Raw genomic sequence first — 19462 nt, forward strand, 5'->3', positions numbered from 1 at the left:
ACTCTCATTTATATTAAGGATTACTTTAGTACCTTATTGTTTGGTATTTCAATATCATCGCTCAAGAAATTCAGGATTATTGAGGTTAATTTATATTGCTGTTCCGATGAATCCAAATCAGTTACAGGTATTCCTGTTTTACCCTCCATATACACCTGAAACCAAGGGCTAGATGCCTTTTCCTCGATTAACCCAAAAACTTTCAGACCACAACTATTAAGGTATTCAGCAGTTTCCTGTACCATTTCTGCTGAATCCTTGGAATGTATTGCAAGCAAGACCCCATCAAGTCTGAAAAATTCTGTAAAATCCCATGATTTGAAAGAGTCAACTAAATTACTGTCTGTCTGAAATGGGAAGCCTTGGGCTGGCCCGTCAAAAATAATAATGGGACTTGTATATGCATATTCTTCCTTCAAGTTTTTTGAAGTATCAAACGGCAGCAGACTTGATACGGGATTACTGCTCATAATAAAGCTTGGTAAGTGATACTTTTCCAGTGCCTTTTTAATTTTAAGGTCCATTGAATGAATATTAATTTCTTTTCTTGTGGCAGTAACCATAATAGATGGCTGTTCATTTACCACCATCTGGTTATCTTCAATAACATCAAGAATGGAATGATTAATTTTATTAACTGAAATAGACCTTCGGCAATTAGTATCACAGGGTATGGATAATTCAAAATATGGACTGGCTACAGGAATGCCTCTTTCTGTAGCAGCATTGAGTATCATTAAGTAACAATCATATTTTTCAGTCCATGGTGGTAACAGCAATGTCTTGGGACTACTTTCCAAGATCAATACTAAATCGCATTGTTCCAGCGTACTTATTATATTACTGTTAAAACTGCCGGATTTGTCTTTCTTCATATCAAGTTCATTAATTATGCTAATAATATTAAATGATAAGACATCCTGTAGCTGTAGCAAATTGCGGGCTATATAGTTATCAGGATACAAGATTACTTTTTTACCGACTAATTCATCTTTATTCATACCGTACAGTCTTAACCTTTCAAGAATTTATTTTTTTATATTTTATAGATAACGCCCCATGGAAGCATATTTCATAACATCTGAAGCAATGTAAACAGGCATTTTCATCTACTACGGGGTAAGGATTCATGGTAATTGCATTGGCAGGACATCCGTCGAGACACGCAGAACATTTGGAGCATTTGGAAGAATCGCACTGAATCTTACCAAGAACCAACTTTAGGAATCTTTCACGTAATCCTCCCTGTAAAGTAGGTATTAAATTTGCGGTATGCAATATTCTTTCCTTATAGCAACTATCGTCTATAAACATGTTATCCAGATTAGATTCACCAAGATTCCGCTCCGAAGCTCGCCCAATCATTTGCACATCATCAATTTTATAACCCAATAAGGTGGCACTAAGAGCATCAATTGCAACTGCATCCCGGGAAACAAGTAGTACACCAAAATTCACAGGATTACCATGTACAGGCCCAATGCCGTCCATTCCCCAAATACCATCCATTACCGTCAAATCAGGTACTCGGACACTAAATATATCTGTTAGCAGCTTTGAGAATTCTTCCTGAGTTTTATATTTATGCAATGCTTTTCTCTGCTCAAAAGCTACCGCACCGAACATGTTTTTGATTGCTCCCGTATATAATGTAAGAGCGTGGGTTTTTAATTTTGGCATTGATATCACCTTATCGGCTTGCAGTACATCAGTACTATAAGAAATATCTCTTACAATTGAATAATCTGAGAGATGCACCTGTTGGAATTTTTCGAACACAAAAGCCGGTACCTTCTCTTCCTGTGCGACGTCCTCAATTCCGGTATCTTTAATGGGAGATTTAATAGTAGCAGGGCCGTCTCCAATAATCGGATGTCCTCCACACTCCTTAATCAGTCTAACCATCATTTTTACAAGAACCGGATGGGTTGTAGCTGCTTGTTCCGGACGAAACGGCCCGGTTAAGTTTAATTTTAGCAGAACAGTATCTCCCGACTTTACAATACTGTCCAATCCGCCTATAAACTCGAAGGATTCTCTTAATGCTTTCAGAATCTCATTTTCATCATAGGTTTTAGTTAATTTTAAAGAAATCTTATTCATTCAACCCCTCATATCGTTGGTTATGAACATCCAAAGGCGTGTTTAAATTTTTAATGACCTTTGTATACTCATTCCATATTTCAATTGAATTTTCTGAACCTTATAAATTTTCTCTTCTATTCTCAGTAAGTGATCTTTCAGGATTTCGGAAAATTCATTGTCCGAACCATCATTTTTAACCCAATCAATACACTTTAAAAACCAAGTATGATTTAAATCATCTATGTCCTTTCTCATATCCCTGACAGCTTCCTCAAGAATGGACAGATTGTCAGACAGGTACTCCTGTCCCAAAACACTTGATTTCAATAATTTTCTACGCATACGTGAGATGTATGTTACTAACTTAGTGATACCTTTAAAATGGAAAAATGCTTTTTCAGCTAAAACCGCGTTAACCGTCAGCATTTTATCCGACAATCTCTTAACCCGCTCATCTAAAAACTTATAATCATATAACGTGTAAATACCTTCACCTTGATTTAACAGCATGTTATCTTCCTGTAACTTTTGATATATGCGTGTATTCGGAAATAGATATAATTTTGACGAATATGTACACAATGTATCAGCGAGTCCGATTTTTTTAAGAAAATCAGCATTGGCAGCTAAATCTTCAAAGGTGCTGTATGGATGGAACATAATAAAACCGCAATCAATATTTATATTGAATTTACTTGTTAAATCAACAAATGAGAAATAATTTTCTACTTTTGCCCGTTTATTGAATAACTGTAGACTACTGTTGTTTCCTGCTTCTACACCAACAAGCACTGACTCAAGTCCGGCAAGATACAGCAATTCCATTAACTCGCAATCATCCTCTGACCAATTTTCTGCACGCATATGCGCCAGAAATGTAATGTCAAGGTCTGATTCTAGAATTAATTCTGCTATCTTTCTTATCCTTTCTTTACCCTTATGCCCCGGGTCTTCAAATGTAGGATCCAGAAAATTAAATTGCTTTATATTGTAGGTATTATTTAAATACTTTAATTCTTCAACAACATTTTCCGGGGATCTTCCTCTCCAAACCGGGTCATTCTTGGTTCTTGTAGCCGGAATTGCACAGAAGGCGCAGTTGCCCAGACATCCCCTTGCAGAAGAAACCCACATTGAGCTATAGTTATGGAGCAGCTGTGAATCTCTTGCCGGAAAAGGTAATTCATCCAATGAGCCGAGTGGCCGATCATCGTTTGCAATAATTCGTCCATTGTCCCGGTATGTAATTCCCAAACAAGAACCCAGATTTTCATTTCTGATAAATAAATCAACCAGTTCTGTAGCCGTATGTTCACCTTCACCACGAATTATCACATCAATATCAGAACATTGCTCCATAATCAGTTCTGTATTCATAGGTGCTGAATGATGACTCCAACCAGCGAGAACTATTTTGCACTCAGGATTTATTGATTTAACGTAACGTGAGAAGGATACCAACTCTGGAATATTTGAAGTACGAGGTATTGTAAAAACTACGACATCCGGCATGTTTTGCATTAATTTTACTAAGTCCTCATCTTCACAGCCTCTGCTTATTTCAATTAAAGAAGTTGTATGCCCTTCTTTTCTAAGCATTGCGATTATATACCCGGCAACCAAGTCGTCAGCTGCTTCATAATCCTCGTAGTCATATAATAATGACACAACATTTATTTGATATTTACTCATATTACACCTTCTTTTTTATTTTTAATTGGCCCATTTCCAATAGTCAATATTAGTATTACATATTCATAACCCGTATCAATCCTCTTCCACTTCTCATCTGCACAGATTTCACCTTGTCGTATTCCACTTTTAAATCAGCAAAATGCTTATTCATAATATTATCAAATTCTTCATCCTTACCATTATGTTCAACCCAGTCAATGCACTGTGAAAACCATTTATGGTTTAGCTCATTCAGTGAGCTTTTCATATGCTCAACTGCATTTTCTATAGGTAACAGATGTTTCATGGACTCTTGATTGTCTGATTTCTCTATTTTTCTGCGTATTCTGGATACAAAGGTTGTAAACTTCTGAATATTATAAAAGTGAATATCCGGTCTGACATTTAACTGTTGTCCAACCCAGTCCATTTTTTCCGCCAGCCTTTGAACACGGGGATCGATATATTTATAATCGAACAAACTGTAAATTCCGTTTTGTGTTGTTTTAACAAGGTTATCACTTTGCAGTTTCTGAAAAATCTGAGTCCTTGGAAAAGCCTTTAGTTTTATCAAGTATGCTCCCATCATATGCCCTATACCTGCGTCTTTCAGGAAATTATTATTGTCCCTGAGATCCTGGATTTCACAATAGGAGTGAAACATAATAAACCCGTACGCAAGATATATATTAAAGTCTTTCATAAGGTTGATAAAAGTAAAGAAATCCTGTATGTGGGCACGCTTGTTAAAAAGTCTCAAGGTTCTTTCATTTCCTGCTTCAATTCCCACAGTTACAGATTCCAAACCTGCCTGATAAAGCAATTCCAATAATTCTCTATCAGAATCGGACCAGTTTTCAGCCCTCATGTTTACCAGAAAATTAATATTTAAATTCTCTTTTATAATTAATCGGGATATTTCCCTGATTCTTTCCTTACCCTTTTCTCCCGGATCTTCAAAAGTTGGATCAATGAACATGAAGTGCCTTATCCCCAAAGTATTAACCAGCTCTTTTAATTCAGAAACAACATTTTCAGGCGTTCTCCCTCTCCAAGGCAAGTTCCCGCTGACTCTCTCTGCAGGAACAGGACAAAATGTACAATTCCCAAGGCAACCGCGGGCGGATGATATGCGAAATGATTCATAAGCATGCCTGGTATGTGTATCTCTTGCCGGAAACGGCAATTCATCCAAGCAAGCTATTGGAGATCGATTGTTGTTTGTAACAATGCGTTCTCCAATTCGGTATGTTATACCTTCGCAGTTATCAAGGCTTTCATTTTTATAAAGCAGCTCAGCCAGCTCAACAACTGTCTGTTCTCCCTCTCCTCTTATAATCACATCTATGGCTTCACTGGAGCGAATCACAGCATCAATATCAATTGGGGCAGAATGATGATCCCAACCGGTTAAAACTGTATTGCAAATAGGGTTTTTACTCTTTACATAATTACTGAAATTAATTAGCTCAGGAATATTAGATGATGTTGGTATTGTAAAAATAACCATTTTGTATTCTTTAGATGTCAAGTAATCCAAGCCAATATTCTCATTGTCCTTGTCGATTTCAATAATATCTACGGAATGCCCATTCTTTCTTAACATTGCTGTGATATAACCTGCTACCAAATCATCCGCTACTTCATAATTTTCCCCATAAACTAATATGACAACTGCAATATCGAAATTTTCTATGCTCATATTGTTTTCCATAGCAGTTAATCCTTTATTTTTGTCTTTGTAACTATCCAATTACCAATACAAAGTAAATCAATCTGTGAATTATAAAAAGATGTAATAGCATCTTTTGGTGTTTCTACAATAGGTTCCTTTAAAATATTAAAGGACGTATTTAACAAAACCGGTACATCTGTTATTTTATAAAATTCGTTTATTAAATTATAAAAAATCGGATTATCTTTCTGATCTACAGTCTGCACTCTGGCAGTACCATCAACATGAGTTACTGCAGGAATGACTTTCTTTTTATCCTCTTTTACATCTACTACAAACAACATAAATGGTGAAGGAAAATCAATGTTAAAGTAATTTGCTGCCTGTTCTTGCAGAACAGCCGGTGCAAACGGCCTGAAGCCTTCACGTTTCTTAACCCTATAGTTCAGCTTGTCCTTCATTTCGGGATCTCTCGGATCTGCTAATATGCTTCTGTGACCTAAAGCACGGGGCCCCATTTCTGACCCTTCCTGGAACCAGCCGATAATTTTGCCATCCTTTAAAGCTTCCGCAACTATAGGGCAAACATTATCATAATATGTATACTCGATATCTTCATTCTCAAATGATTTTAACACTTCAAGAATTTCCGGTTCGGAATATGCATGTCCTGTAAATGCATTATATGTAGTACTCTTTTTAAGAGGTTTATTTTTTGAAAGCAGATTGTATCCGTAGAGCGCCGCGCCCACTGCCGTACCGGAGTCTGAAGTATACGGAGGTACATATACATGCTTAAATTTAGACTTTTCTTTAATCTTTCCATTAACTACACTGTTCAGGCCCACTCCTCCGGCAATACACAAAACATCTTTTGGAGCTTTCTGATATAAATAGTCGACACAATAGAACATGCAGTCTTCAAGAACAGTCTGAGCTGCCCAGGCTATATCAGCTTTAGCTTGGAATAAATCCTTTTCATTCGCTTGACTACTTAATATTTTTTGTACAAATTCTCCAATAAAAGGTTCATTGATTTTGATTTCAAACTGGCCATCCCCTAAAAACTTTACAAATGATTTAACCTCATTGTAGAATTTATCAGTTCCATAAGGAGCCAGTCCCATAGTTTTCCCATCCTGCAAATAACCAAACCCGATTTCCTCAGTAAATTTCCTATAAAAATCTCCAAGGGAATTTTCAGTTAATGTTTCACGCTCATCATCCTTTGACCATCCCAATCCGCCTACTTTATCGATAATTTCCACATCACCGGATTTCCCTACTGCATATGTTACAGTTTCAGCGATTTTACTTTCTTTGTTCACTTTACTTCCAGTCCCATCCACTATCAGTATAGCCGTTTCATCATGTGGAATTGTATAAAAAGCGGAATATGCATGAGCAAGATGATGATTTATAAGTTCAATACGTTTTCTCACTGGAAAGTATGTCATTGGATGTAAAATATCATTTCCAACTATCATGTCGATATCATCAATACTCAAGTTTAATTCATTCAAGCAATACTTGCGGCAATTAGCATACAGTGAATTAGGTCCCAAACTATATTTTTCACGTGTAATTCTTTCCTCTTCTACTGCACAAACAACTCCATTATCTGATACCAAACAAGCCGCGAAACTGTGGTCAGAGCCTCCCATACCTAATATGTACATATTTTACATTCTCCTTTTCAGGTATCATTTAAAATTTTAATTTTGAAATATCAATTTTATTTCTATTTAGCTTGCGCCAAAAATCAAACTGAATTCTTTTAACTTCTTCAATTTTTTCAGGCAAATAATCTACAATATAGCTTTTTACCAAACTATTAAAAATGTCATCAGACCAAGTAGATTTAGCTGATTTCAAACATTCATCCAAAAATCTAGTATTGTTTTTCATCATTTCCATTGATAATTTATCGATATTATCTGCAAACTGTATAATTTCATCCTGCATCAGCCCTTTTGCATAAAGTCTGCGCCAAATTCTAGCTAATAGAATTCTTAACCGGGTATTCACCAAATCAAATTCTTCAATAGATGGGACTTTTGAAGGCAATTCGCATAAACTATCGGATAAAACCTTAATCCTTTCATCTACAAAACGATAATTAAATATGTTTCCCTCTTTAAATGAGCCTTTTTCAAGCAGTCCATCCTGGGCGAGCTTTTCCTCAATACTTACGCCGGGGTAAACTTCCAATCGTGTTAAAATACATTTGATATTATAACCTAGCCCTGTATTCTCAAAGAATTGTATATTCTCGTAACAATCTTCAAAAGAAGTATAGGGTTGAAACATTATAAAACCATACTCTAATGAGATATGTGCATTTTTCAGTAGCTTTACAATACGCACATTATCCTGCGGTGTGGCAATCTTGCTATATACTTTCAGGGTTTGAGCACTTCCTGATTCTATTCCAACAACAACTGATTCAAGTCCAGATTCAAAGAGCAATTCAAGTAAGGGCTGATCTTTTTCTGTCCAGTTTTCTGCTCTCATGTGCACTTCATAACTGATATCCAAATTTCGCTTAATAATTTCACGGGCAATTGCTTCGATACGCTTTTTACCTTTTGGGCCGGGATCTTCATATGTAACATCAGTAATAAAGAAAGTACTCATTCCATATTCTTTTACCAGTTGCTCAATTTCATCTACCACGTTTTCCGGACTTCGCCCCCGCCAGACAGCAGTTCCTGCATTCCTCTTACTGGAATAACTGCAAAAGGAACAATGACCCAGGCATCCTCTGCTCGTTGAAAGTAATGCAATCGGTGGCTTTACCTCAGCCTCTTTGTAGATATCCCGTGCCGGGAAAGCCAGTGAATCGAGATCACTTATACTCTCACGAGGTTGATTAAACCTTATTTTCCTATCCTCAAGCCGATATACTATCCCTGATACTTCTTTGAGCCGAATGGAATCGTCATAGGAATCAAGAAGTTCGCATAGAGTAATCTCACCTTCTCCCTGAGCAATATAATCCACGCATTCATTATTTTCTAAAATACTTTCAGCTTCCTGAGCAGCTGCATGTCCTCCGAAAACTATATTTATTGATTTATCTATATTTTTTATCATCCGGCAAACTTCTATAATATTTTCCATACTTTCGATAAAAGTTGTAAAACCAATAAAATCAGGCTTAAATAATTTGATTTCTTCCAGCAGGGCTTTCGTATTCTGGTTAACTTGATATACGAATAGTTTTACCTGATGGTTTTTTTGTCGTAACGCAGAAGCAATATAGCCTAAACCGATATGTTCAATAGTATCTGCACTACGACTCATAGGATATATCAGTAATACTTTTTTCATTTAATTCTTTCACCTCTACTTATTTCAGGATATAAAGCAACTTGCCTGTCTATTTTTACAAAATGGTCTGATTTTACTTCTCTCATCAACACATTGCCGTCCAATATTCCTGTCAAATTGCTGCAGGAATTTGAATTTGTCAGGTTTGAATCCCTTTGATTATTTACATATTCCAAAGGGATATATCTCTCACAGGTACATCTGCAATCCGGTGGCAATTTCTCGTTAAGCCTTGCATGAGGACAGTAACGGAATACTGCCAGAATAGCTTGATTAAAGAAGCCATGAACTGCTATTTTTTCGTTGAGATTCCATTGCTGCAATGCTTTTGCTGTATTTTCAAATATATTCATTTCAATTCCGACAACATTATATTGTTTCAGAAGGCTGATTTTATCTTCGGAAAAGATACATGACTGCAAAATATTCTGGCGCCACTCTTCCGGATAACGTTCAGAAACCAGGTGCCCCAGCGGATGTTCTTCAAATGCCTTAATCAGAAGTCTTCCTGCAATTAATTTAATTCCTTTAATATCATAAAGTCTAAGCATAGTTCCAAAATCATTGACAGTAACCTCTAAGGTGCCAAGCTTTGCCGCTGCTGCTCTTATATAATTTTCAACATAGGTCATTGAGTGATTTAAAATTTTTGGCAAGACCAACTTTATTTTTGTCCGTTTTCCTGCCTCAACCAAATCGTCTAAATCAGGCAATCTTCCCAGACATCCCTCATGCCCCAATGAAATAGCATATGGTTTTTTCGCTATTGCTTCATCTATTAAGCTATTATGTGTAATCCTTATTTCAAGTTCCATTATTTTTTAAATCACCCTGCTCATACAGAATTTGCTTACGCTATTTTCATTATCATATAAGCATCCTTTTTTACGATTTAACCGACACCAAAGATTCCAGTTTGGATACTTTTTAATTATGTTGTCCCTAAGTTCTTGTCCGGTGTTTATATGTCCGCCTTTTAACAAGTTGATGGCTTCCCGATAAACCATTGTCCAATTCAAAATCAAACTGAAATCGATATGCCTTCCCGGTATTTTTATATAATTAATATTAGAGTTTATCAAAGCCGGCATATTACAAACAGAACAGCTGAGTGTCATATCAATAAAGGAGCCTTCAACTGTTTTATCATCAATAGTTAATCTATAGTTTGATTTGCAGGGAAGTCCTATTGGAATCATTTTATGGTCATCTTCAATAAAATGGTCAATATAGCATGATCCCTCGTAAGCAGCACAATTTAAATGACTAATCAATCCCAGACTTATGGGAGAATTTTCACTTAATTCGCAAATCTCCTTTATTGCTAATTGAGGGGATAGTTCAATTGTTTTTACATTAAGACTTTTAAAAAACTTTAGTTGCTCAGCATTTACAATGTCAAATAAAAAACTGGCATGGATATCTACGTTCGGATCGATCTTGTTAACTCTCATTATTGCGCTGATATCATCCAATAAAATACTATCAACACCGGCATCCAATCCAAACTTTACGTAATCCGAAAAATACTCTGCTAAATTATGCTTTGCCGATACAGAATCACTTAGACAATCCGTGTAGACATTATATTGAACTAAAACCTTGTTCCTGTGACAGAACTCAACAAGTTCTTTAAATTCTCTCACTGAAAGTTTATTTTCTCCTACTGTCCAGCCATTACTGCCATAGGGATAATTTGAGTAAATTGTTGTTACCCCTCCAATATAAATACCGTCTGCTCCGGCCTTAATAACCTCTTCTGCTTCCTTTATTGAATTTGCAGGCGAATAGAGTATCATAGCTAATACCTCTTTATCACTAATACTTACTTTTAAGAATAATCTGAGCTGTACGCTTAAATTGGGTTTCACTAATCTCTGTTAATTGATAGTTGGAATAAACCAGGTTTCCATTCGAGATTAACGTCCTTATCTTTTCCAGTGAAGCCGTAATGCTGGAATATTCATACTCATTAATCAATAAGTTAATAATCTGCTTTTCATCCAACAAATTGTACTTTTGTATCACCTTGTTATCTAACTCTGTAATAATAAAGAACTCAGACTTTGTAATATCAAAAAGTACCCAATCAATATCCTTTTTGAAAGTATAATACTGAATCTTCATAAAAGAATTATCAAATTTATTATCACTAATAAAACTCTTAAGCCTTTGTATCAATTGATTTAATTCTGTAATAAATCCAGAAAGTATACTTTCGCAATTTAATTTACTTTCACTGAGGTTGTCCAGTATATTCTTGTAGGATGACAAGTGAAGCTTCGCCAAATCGTGCCAAATGGAGTTGTATTCACCAATAGTGTCAGTTGAAACAGGTTTAGCCAATGGTTCATAAAAAGGATTAAATATATAATACTCAAGATGTACCAGAGTTATATAAACAGGCCACCATTGTGTGGACATATAGAATACCAGACGTTTAAAAAGCTCAACCTCTTTGTCAATTATCTTATAATCGTAATGAAAGCCTTTTTTTACAGCTATTTCTTTAATGGTAGGATGGGATAATATACTTGAGCCTACTGACAGTCCCAAAATAGAAACTGACGGGAGTAGTAGATTCCCGAAAGAGCTCCCTGACTCTTTCTCCAGCCTGTTTAAAAAGAAGTCCAGATTCACTCTGATATCTTCAAATTTTGTAAAGGGATTAAATAAGATAAAGGTCAAATAAGATTTGATTCCCAATTCATCAAGGATATTTACAGCGTTTTTTATTTTATCAACATTAATACCTTTCCCGTAAAATTTCAAGTGCTCCGGAACCAGATTCTCAATACCTAATCCTACTCTTGCCAGACCTATTTCTTTTAATTTTATAAATAAATCCCTATCTACATCATCCACACGGCAATTTATGAAAAATTTCACATGTAAATTTCTCTTTTTTATTTCGTCTATAAACTCATATGCCCTTGTTTTACCGCTTTTCCCCGAGATAATATTATCGTCCCAAATAGGAATAATACGATGCTCCCACTTTGTAGCCAGTACTTCAATTTCATCCACAATCTTTTTAATTTCTATCTGACGCCACGCCTTGTCTTTTATATAGTTATAAAAGGCTTTAATTGAACAAAATGTACAATTACTGTAGCATCCTCTTGAAGTGACTACGTAAGCACTTCCTCCACGTTCAAACAAATATGGCATGTGTGTTTTAGCAGCAGCCGGTAGTTCGTTTAGTTTTAATTCCTGCTGTGGTATGGCTTTTATCTCATTATTTTCTCTGTAAACCAAACCGGGAATATCATGAATCGGATTGTCATTTTCCAATCTCTTAACTAATTCCAGCATACTGATTTCGCCTTCACCAAGAATGCAAAAGTCAATTTCCGGACATTCTTTCATTATTTCCTCATAATTTAATGTTGGGAAAAAGCCCCCTACAACAATTTTAGGTGTATAATCGTTTTTTGCCAGTTCATGAATTAATTTGCAGGTTATCTCTATATTATTTTCCAATACGGAAATTCCTAATAACGAGGGCTGCTGTTTGTAAAGCAATATCTTTACTACTTGTTCACAGGAAAGGTTTAACAGGTCAGCATTAAAATAATCAACATCATAACCATTATCGTTTAGGGTTGCTATAATTGAATTCAATCCGTAGTTATCAAGAATATCATCTCGTAAGTCTCTTATGTCTCCTTTTTTATCTTTTGGAGGCGTTAAAAATGTAATAGAAAATTCTTTTGTTTTCATTGAATTACTCTCTTTTCGATAATAATATAGTTTAATTCGCTTTTAATTTTCTGACATATGTCAAGGGAAGCGGTTTTGACTTAATTTTATATCTGATTACCTTTTTTAAAAGACTAAAGGGCATATGCAAACAAATCCATCTCCATAAAACAATCTGAGATTTTTTAGGATTTGAAATCATTTTAAAAAGTGAGGATAACCAGTAAAGCCTTATCGTATCCTCCCATCCATAGTCCTTTATATGAAAAAGCTCACTTACAAATTCGCTTAATTCTGTTTTAGGAAATAGAATGATAGTTTCCAGTGCGTCCGTTTCAGAAGTAATCTGTAAAATAGAATCTCCCTCATTTGTTCTGCTGATATTTTCAGTTTCGGTAATTAAATCAAATGTTGTAAAATCCAACAAGTTAAATGTTACAAACTTTATTTTTGTTTTGGTATAATTGATTATCCTCATAGTTTTTATTATTTCTTCATTTTTCTTTAACCTTTTACGGTTAACAGGATTTAGGCTTTCCAGTCCGTACTCGATATATATGCAGCCGGATTCCTGCATCAAATCAACAAGTTCCTTTGTCATTATATCCGGGCGGCACTGGCATCCATATGAAATATTCAAATCCTTTAATTGCCTTAAAAATCTACGGAAATTATCATTATCAACATTAAAAATATCGTCAATAAAGAATATGTAATCTACTCCATACTCATCCTTGACCATCTTTACTTCATTAATAATTTTATCTGCAGGCTTTACCCTATATGTCTGACGAAAGCCTTTTCTGAAACAGAAAGCACAATTAAACATACAACCCCTGGAATATTCAAGAAGAACTCCTCTTTGAAAATTGAACTCGGGGTTGTTAACCCATGAATGACAATGGTATTTTTCCATATCAAGCAAATGAAATGCCGGCAGTGGTAATTCCGAAAGATCACTTACAACGGCAGAGGTATTATTTCTTATATCACGGCCATATAAGCCTGTGATATGTATATTTTGAAAACTGCTGTCAATGAATTCTTTTACAGCAAGTTCAGGCTCACCGCATATAATAAAATCAGCTCCGCTTTTCTTTAACGTCCACTGCGGTTCTATTGTTCCATGAGGTCCTATCAGTAGTGTTTTAACTTTTATTTGTTTTTTGATTGTTCTGATAGTTTGGCTGACAACTTCAATATCAGGAAAACAGCATCTCCAGAATAAGTATGTATTTGCCGTACAAGTAACCACTATATCAGGTTCTATATCGGATATCTTCAATGCAATTTCTTCCAAAGACAAATTATCACGAAAAGCATCAATAAGAAAGACTGAATGATTTTGCTCTAACAATGATCCAATATAGCATAACTCTATAGGCTGATATGGTCTCGTACTGCCTAAATCAGGATATATACTGTCATGATAGCGCCAATTACATTGTAATAATATAACTTTCATAAACACCTGTCTTCTATATTATTTTTTCTACAACATCTTCCAAAGAAGTTTCTTCTATACTAATATCATGGATATCACAAGAGGTCAGAAGTACGTTCACAACACTGGTTACGCTGCTCTTGGAGACTTTAATGGAGGCTTTCATATCGCTCAAATCAACAACCTCTCCATATGTACTCAATTCTTCCTTAGTGGGCAGCTCATTAAATGAAACATTAACAATCTTATCATCACTAAATTTCTTAATTAAATCCTCTTGATTTCCATCGAATATGATATTACCTTTATCAATTACTATTATACGATTGCAAAGTTCCTGAACATCCTTCATATAATGGCTCGTAAGGATTATAGTATTTCCATTTTGCTGATTGTACTCTTTAATGAATTTTCGGATTGTCTTTTGGGATTTCACATCAAGTCCTATAGTCGGTTCATCCAGCAATAAAACACGAGGGTTATGAAGCAGTGCTGCAATCAGCTCCATTTTCATACGTTCTCCAAGTGATAGTTTTCTTACCTGTATATTTACTTTTTCCTCAACCTCAAGTTTTTCGACCAGATAATCCAACCTATTCATAAAATCCTTATTGGGGATTGAATAAAGCCTCTGGTTCAGATAAAAGGTATCCTGTGCAGGTAAGTCCCACCATAACTGATTTTTTTGACCCATAACAATAGAAATTTGCTTCAAAAATTCATTTTTTCGCTTCCATGGCTGATATCCCAATACGTTTACCTCACCGCTGGTAGGGTAAAGTATCCCTGACAAGGTCTTCAGAACAGTAGTTTTACCGGCACCGTTAGATCCGATAAAGCCCACTAATTCTCCTTCCTGAATTGAAAAACTGACCTGTTTCACTGCTTCATTAAATAATTTTTTCCTATGAAACAAATTTTTAAATGATCCTGACAAACCCTGTTCCTTTTCGTAGTAACTGTATTTTTTAGTTAAGTTGTTCACTTGAATCGTTTCCATATGACTTTTCTCCTTAATCATTTTTATCAAAAACGAAATATATAGTATTTATATATAATTTTCCGCATAATACTTTTTGAGAATCCAAATACAAATGTATACTTTTTAATTCATGTGCTTTTAAGTCTACTTGAATTGGAAAACGTAGTAGATTCCATCCTTCATGTAATCGGTGTGCTCTAAGAATAGTCTCTCTTTTCTCTGAGGTTTCAACTGTAACTTTCATCATCCCATAACTTGAGAGTCTGAATACACCCTTTTCTATCCAAACATCTATTCCAAGTATTTTGTTTTGTATCTCTATTTCTCTATCTAATTTAAAATCACAGATTAAATTCTCGCCGGATAAATCTGTTACGTCTATTCCAAGCCCCATCGAAGAATCAAAATCCCAAGCCTTAATACTGTTATTAATATTTAAATTTTCTAAATTACATTGTGTGTCCCAAAGCGTTTGTTTTGGTATGGTTATTTCAAATTTTTTATCTTGTTTATAATATTTAAGTTGATTGCTTTTCCAAAGTGCATATATTACAGTACTTGGAGACACAAGATTAATGCACCTTTCAGGTTTTGTACATACAATGGCATATTCTGGACATTCACAATCATCCGGAGGTATAATTCCTATATTAATATTACTTAGGGGACGATGGTCGTTACCTATTCTCGGTTTTTCTTTACCATATATTGTAATACTTGGTATATTAAATGCTGCAGCAATGTGTCCTCCGGCACTGTCGACCCCAATAAAAAAATCACAATTCTTTATGGCAGAAATAAATTCTAAAATACTTAAGTTTTCTCCAACATTAAATACCCGATCATGTTCAATAGCCCGAAAATCCAAATTAACTAATTGAATGTCTGGTATAACCGATATTAAACCATCAATTAATTCCCGGATACGATCATTGCTCCAGCTTTTTGATTCCATCGATGCATTAAATTGCAGTCCTATCGTCATCTTTGTACGATCTATTCCAGCTAATTTTAACAAGCTGCATATATGCTCATCAATTTTCTCACTGGTTGTAATACATTGGCTGGTATATTCGTCTACACCGGCTATCCGTGCATAAACATCAATAAAATTTAATTTTTCATTATTAAAATAAGCCGTAGTATCCCATGTTAATGATATTGCCTGATCAAACCTTCTGGTCATTAACAAATCTGATATCAGGTTTGTTATAATGTATGGAAACCCAGGCGGGTCCGGGCGCATTGAGCAAATGAACATTTCATCTATGTTAGGATTTTGCCTATAAATAATGTTAGCTTTAACATTAATAATTAATGTAATATTGTATTCCGGATATTTCTTTTTTATCCCCGGTAGCAGGCTGGTAAGCCGAACAGCATCACCGATTCCCGGCATATCAATTAGTACAGCCAATCTTTTTTCACGATGCATATCTGCATTCTTCTTTATTTTGATAAAACTGACATGTTGGAAAATAAAATAAGTTGTACAATTTTCATCTGTTCCGATAGCTCTTATAAAAAAGCTATATTCTGCAAGTTTAGCTTTTATAAATAAAAGCCATGCAGCTTGCTCCAAGTTTCGCTCTTCCTGTTTTCGCTTCTTATTGAGAGTGTTTTCTGAAGTTAAGTATAGAGAATGTCCCTTCCACGATATAATCGTTTTTGTTTCAGACAACTCCTTACATAATTGTTTTTCAATCTCTGCCGGAATGTTATCAATGACTACAATGTCATAGTAGCCTTCCTTCTGTTTCTCAAAATACTCCCATGGGATACACGATTTATCCTGTGAATCCTCTTTTGTTATATTAACATTCTGCTGTATTATATAGTCATATTTATAGGTATCCCACCAACGCTTTAAAATCTTCTGATTGTATCTTTCCTTTGCGGATGGCCTAATAATAGACATTACAGGCCATTCAGAGTTATTTATCTTTACAAACCCTTCTTCTCGAATAAAGGTATGTAATTCTGTCAGAGATTTTAGTTTATAATTTACTGGAATTTTGCTTAATAGCCACTTTTTATTAATTATGACAGGTAACCATGCCTGTGCATCAACTACAACCCGAGTGCCATCTTCTAAGCCTGATACATAGCTTTGGAGCCATTCATCGGCATCATCCCTCAATGTCAAAAAGTTATCCAATAATAAAATCCAGTCTGCTGGAATTCCTTGAACAAAATCATAAAATGTAATGTTGTCCTGATGAATATCAAACAAATACTCTGTTTTATCAGCTATCTCTCTTTGTTCCGGTACAGCCTGTTTGTATAGTCCAATTAATTTTATTTCCGTTTTTAACATATACCCTACCCAGCTTACTTATGTATTTTTTCTTTATATAACAGCAATTCTTCAACGATTTCATCCAAGTGTACCCGGGTATTACATAGTACTTTCTGATTGCATGTTTTTTGCCAGCACGGAGCACATTCCACATCAGCTTTAAATTTTTTGCCTCCAAAGAATAATTGTACCTCTTGCTCACATGAAGGCCCAAACCAAGCTACACACGGTTTTCCTAATGCTATGCCCATATGCAATCCCAATGAACATCCGCTGAAAACTATGTCACACATACTTGTATATGCTATTCCATAGGATAAGTCTTTTGTATTTGTTAAATTGATTACATTTTTATCAATGGAAGAAAGATATTGATTTATTTCTTCTTCTTCCTTGCCTCCCAATAATAAAACCTGACAATCTTTTTCTTTCTCTAACAGACTTTTAATAATTTTTTCATTTGCATCCCTTGGTAATTTACGAAGAGGCATTAAGTCAGAACATCCGGTGTTAATACCAATAAGATACGCATCTTCACGTATTCCTTTTTCCTTGAAAGTGCTTTCCTTTATGTTCTCATGCTTATTGGTTACTGTAATGGTATAGGGTTCATTCTGATACGCCAATCCCAAGCTTTCAACCATGATTTGTGCCATAGACTTTGTATTTGTTTTAAATCTGAGCTTGTCATCAATCCCTAATTTATATAAATACTCAAATTCTTCATTGAAATAATTGATATTCCCGTAACTGTCCAAGCCAAATCCATACTTTTTATCAGCATTAATTATATTTGCCAGTGCAGATACATGACGTGTTCTGTCTAGATTTACAACGATATCAAATTTTAACTGTGATAAAATCAAAACAGTTTCCGGATTCCAAAAAATCAATTCATCTATGTATTGGTTGTTTTCCAATATAGGCCCTGCAGCTTTTGAGGTTAAAAACGTTATTTTACTGTTTTTGAATTCTCGCTTCAGCGGCTGTAACACTGAGGATGCCATCAAAACTGCCCCTAAGCCAAGCAAGCTGATAACTAAAATACGTTTTTCAATAAGCTGTGGGGTATTGCAATCCTCACAGACCTTGTAAGGAGAACAAGGCTTATATCCGTTAAATTTGATACAACGCTGATATAATTCCGTCGTTTCATTTAAATTCTCAATCATACCAGCTTCCTCCCATGTAATTCAAGATAGTCCGCTTTAACTTTTTCTAAAAATTCCAACATTTCAGGTTTGCCATAGAACGGAATCGTTTTTATATCTGATTTTGAAAGTACACCTTCAAAATAAAGATTGAGCACTTCAGAACGTATGTAGCAATGGTCACATGAACCTAACTTAGGCTTACTAGCCAGCAACATGCGGTACACGGGAGCAGTTTGGAAATTATCAATTACAGCTTCACTGTCACGAAACAGATTTCCAAGCTCAACAGTCCACCAATATGGGCATGGGGTAAATTTACCATCATCGAAAAATTGGAATGTATGATATGGAATCATACAAATTCTTTGTCTTCTCTTGTTTTGGAGAAACAATTTTAATCCCTCCCAGTACTGTACTGGTGGGATAATACTTTCATAATTATGGTAATTATCTATAATTTTATCGATTTCACTTATCTGTTCTTCCTTTGGAAAGTACTTCTCAACCTCATCACCCCGGACCGGGAACGGAAAAACCTTTAAGGGATAACCCTCGTATTGCTTCAAGTAATCTAAAAAGTTGCTTAAGTGGGCAATACTACGATCTGTAACAACACAATTGATTTCCAACGGAATTCCGCTTTTTAATACTTTATCAATATTTTTCAGGAGTCTATCATGCATATTCCTGTTCTTATTACGATAAAAATTTCCCTCGAAATCACTGCTGTCAAAGGAAATCTGTAGATAGAAGTTGGGAATTGCTTTTAGTCTTGAAATAGATTCATCATTTAATAAAATACCATTAGTCATTAACTGAACATTAATAAATTGTGATGAGCGTTCTTCCAATAAAGAAATAATATTCTTTACCAGCAGAATTTCTCCCCCACTGATTTTAAGTGCTCCTATATCAAGCTTCTGCTGAAGAGTATCTATGATATAATTCAAACGTTGGTACAAGTTAGTGCCTTTTTCATACTTATATTCATTTCTTAAACATGCTTGACCCGGATCATAATTGTCGTAATTTGTTAGACAATACTCACAGGAAGCATTACATAGATTTTTTGCAATTACCATATCACATAATAATAATTTCTTTTTCATAGTAC

Annotated in this window: 14 protein-coding genes; all 14 read right to left on the reverse strand. The window is 35.1% G+C overall.

The window, feature by feature from the left end; genetic code table 11:
• Nucleotides 1-20: 20 nt before the first annotated feature.
• The 14 genes from L323_RS34405 to L323_RS34470 are packed head-to-tail and all read right to left on the reverse strand — an operon-like array spanning nt 21 to nt 19457.
• Nucleotides 21-1001: a hypothetical protein gene (locus tag L323_RS34405; protein ID WP_020816216.1), complete on the reverse strand. Its 981-nt coding sequence runs from the start codon at nt 999-1001 to the stop codon at nt 21-23.
• Between the two features lie 19 nt (nt 1002-1020).
• On the reverse strand, nt 1021-2103 hold the full coding sequence (locus tag L323_RS34410) for a DUF362 domain-containing protein (RefSeq protein WP_020816217.1): 1083 nt from the start codon (nt 2101-2103) through the stop codon (nt 1021-1023).
• Between the two features lie 42 nt (nt 2104-2145).
• Nucleotides 2146-3777: a B12-binding domain-containing radical SAM protein gene (locus tag L323_RS34415; protein ID WP_020816218.1), complete on the reverse strand. Its 1632-nt coding sequence runs from the start codon at nt 3775-3777 to the stop codon at nt 2146-2148.
• Between the two features lie 55 nt (nt 3778-3832).
• Entirely contained in the window at nt 3833-5473 is a 1641-nt protein-coding gene (locus L323_RS34420; protein ID WP_020816219.1) for a B12-binding domain-containing radical SAM protein, read from the reverse strand.
• 5 nt (nt 5474-5478) lie between these two features.
• Nucleotides 5479-7113: a carbamoyltransferase family protein gene (locus tag L323_RS34425; RefSeq protein ID WP_020816220.1), complete on the reverse strand. Its 1635-nt coding sequence runs from the start codon at nt 7111-7113 to the stop codon at nt 5479-5481.
• Between the two features lie 28 nt (nt 7114-7141).
• On the reverse strand, nt 7142-8767 hold the full coding sequence (locus L323_RS34430) for a B12-binding domain-containing radical SAM protein (protein WP_020816221.1): 1626 nt from the start codon (nt 8765-8767) through the stop codon (nt 7142-7144).
• A complete protein-coding gene (locus L323_RS34435; RefSeq protein WP_020816222.1) occupies nt 8764-9582 on the reverse strand; it encodes a hypothetical protein in 819 nt (272 codons plus the stop codon). The genes L323_RS34430 and L323_RS34435 overlap by 4 nt, the downstream gene beginning before the upstream one ends.
• A gap of 6 nt (nt 9583-9588) precedes the next feature.
• The gene (locus L323_RS34440; RefSeq protein WP_020816223.1) at nt 9589-10566 is read right to left on the reverse strand and encodes a peptidase U32 family protein; all 978 of its coding nucleotides are present in this window, start codon (nt 10564-10566) and stop codon (nt 9589-9591) included.
• A gap of 19 nt (nt 10567-10585) precedes the next feature.
• Nucleotides 10586-12490: a B12-binding domain-containing radical SAM protein gene (locus tag L323_RS34445; protein ID WP_020816224.1), complete on the reverse strand. Its 1905-nt coding sequence runs from the start codon at nt 12488-12490 to the stop codon at nt 10586-10588.
• 31 nt (nt 12491-12521) lie between these two features.
• On the reverse strand, nt 12522-13934 hold the full coding sequence (locus L323_RS34450; RefSeq protein WP_020816225.1) for a B12-binding domain-containing radical SAM protein: 1413 nt from the start codon (nt 13932-13934) through the stop codon (nt 12522-12524).
• 13 nt (nt 13935-13947) lie between these two features.
• The gene (locus tag L323_RS34455; RefSeq protein ID WP_020816226.1) at nt 13948-14913 is read right to left on the reverse strand and encodes an ABC transporter ATP-binding protein; all 966 of its coding nucleotides are present in this window, start codon (nt 14911-14913) and stop codon (nt 13948-13950) included.
• A 13-nt stretch (nt 14914-14926) separates the two neighbouring features.
• Nucleotides 14927-17212, reverse strand: a complete 2286-nt coding sequence (locus L323_RS34460; RefSeq protein WP_020816227.1) for a glycosyltransferase family 9 protein — start codon at nt 17210-17212, stop codon at nt 14927-14929.
• 14 nt (nt 17213-17226) lie between these two features.
• Nucleotides 17227-18366, reverse strand: coding sequence for a glycosyltransferase family 9 protein (locus tag L323_RS34465; protein WP_020816228.1), 1140 nt, complete (start codon nt 18364-18366; stop codon nt 17227-17229).
• On the reverse strand, nt 18363-19457 hold the full coding sequence (locus L323_RS34470) for a radical SAM protein (RefSeq protein ID WP_020816229.1): 1095 nt from the start codon (nt 19455-19457) through the stop codon (nt 18363-18365). Before L323_RS34470 ends, L323_RS34465 begins: the two co-directional genes overlap by 4 nt.
• Between the last annotated feature and the right edge of the window lie 5 nt (nt 19458-19462).

Origin of the sequence: Ruminiclostridium papyrosolvens C7 (assembly GCF_000421965.1) — a bacterium.
GTDB classification, from domain to species: Bacteria; Bacillota; Clostridia; order Acetivibrionales; family DSM-1351; genus Ruminiclostridium; species Ruminiclostridium papyrosolvens_A.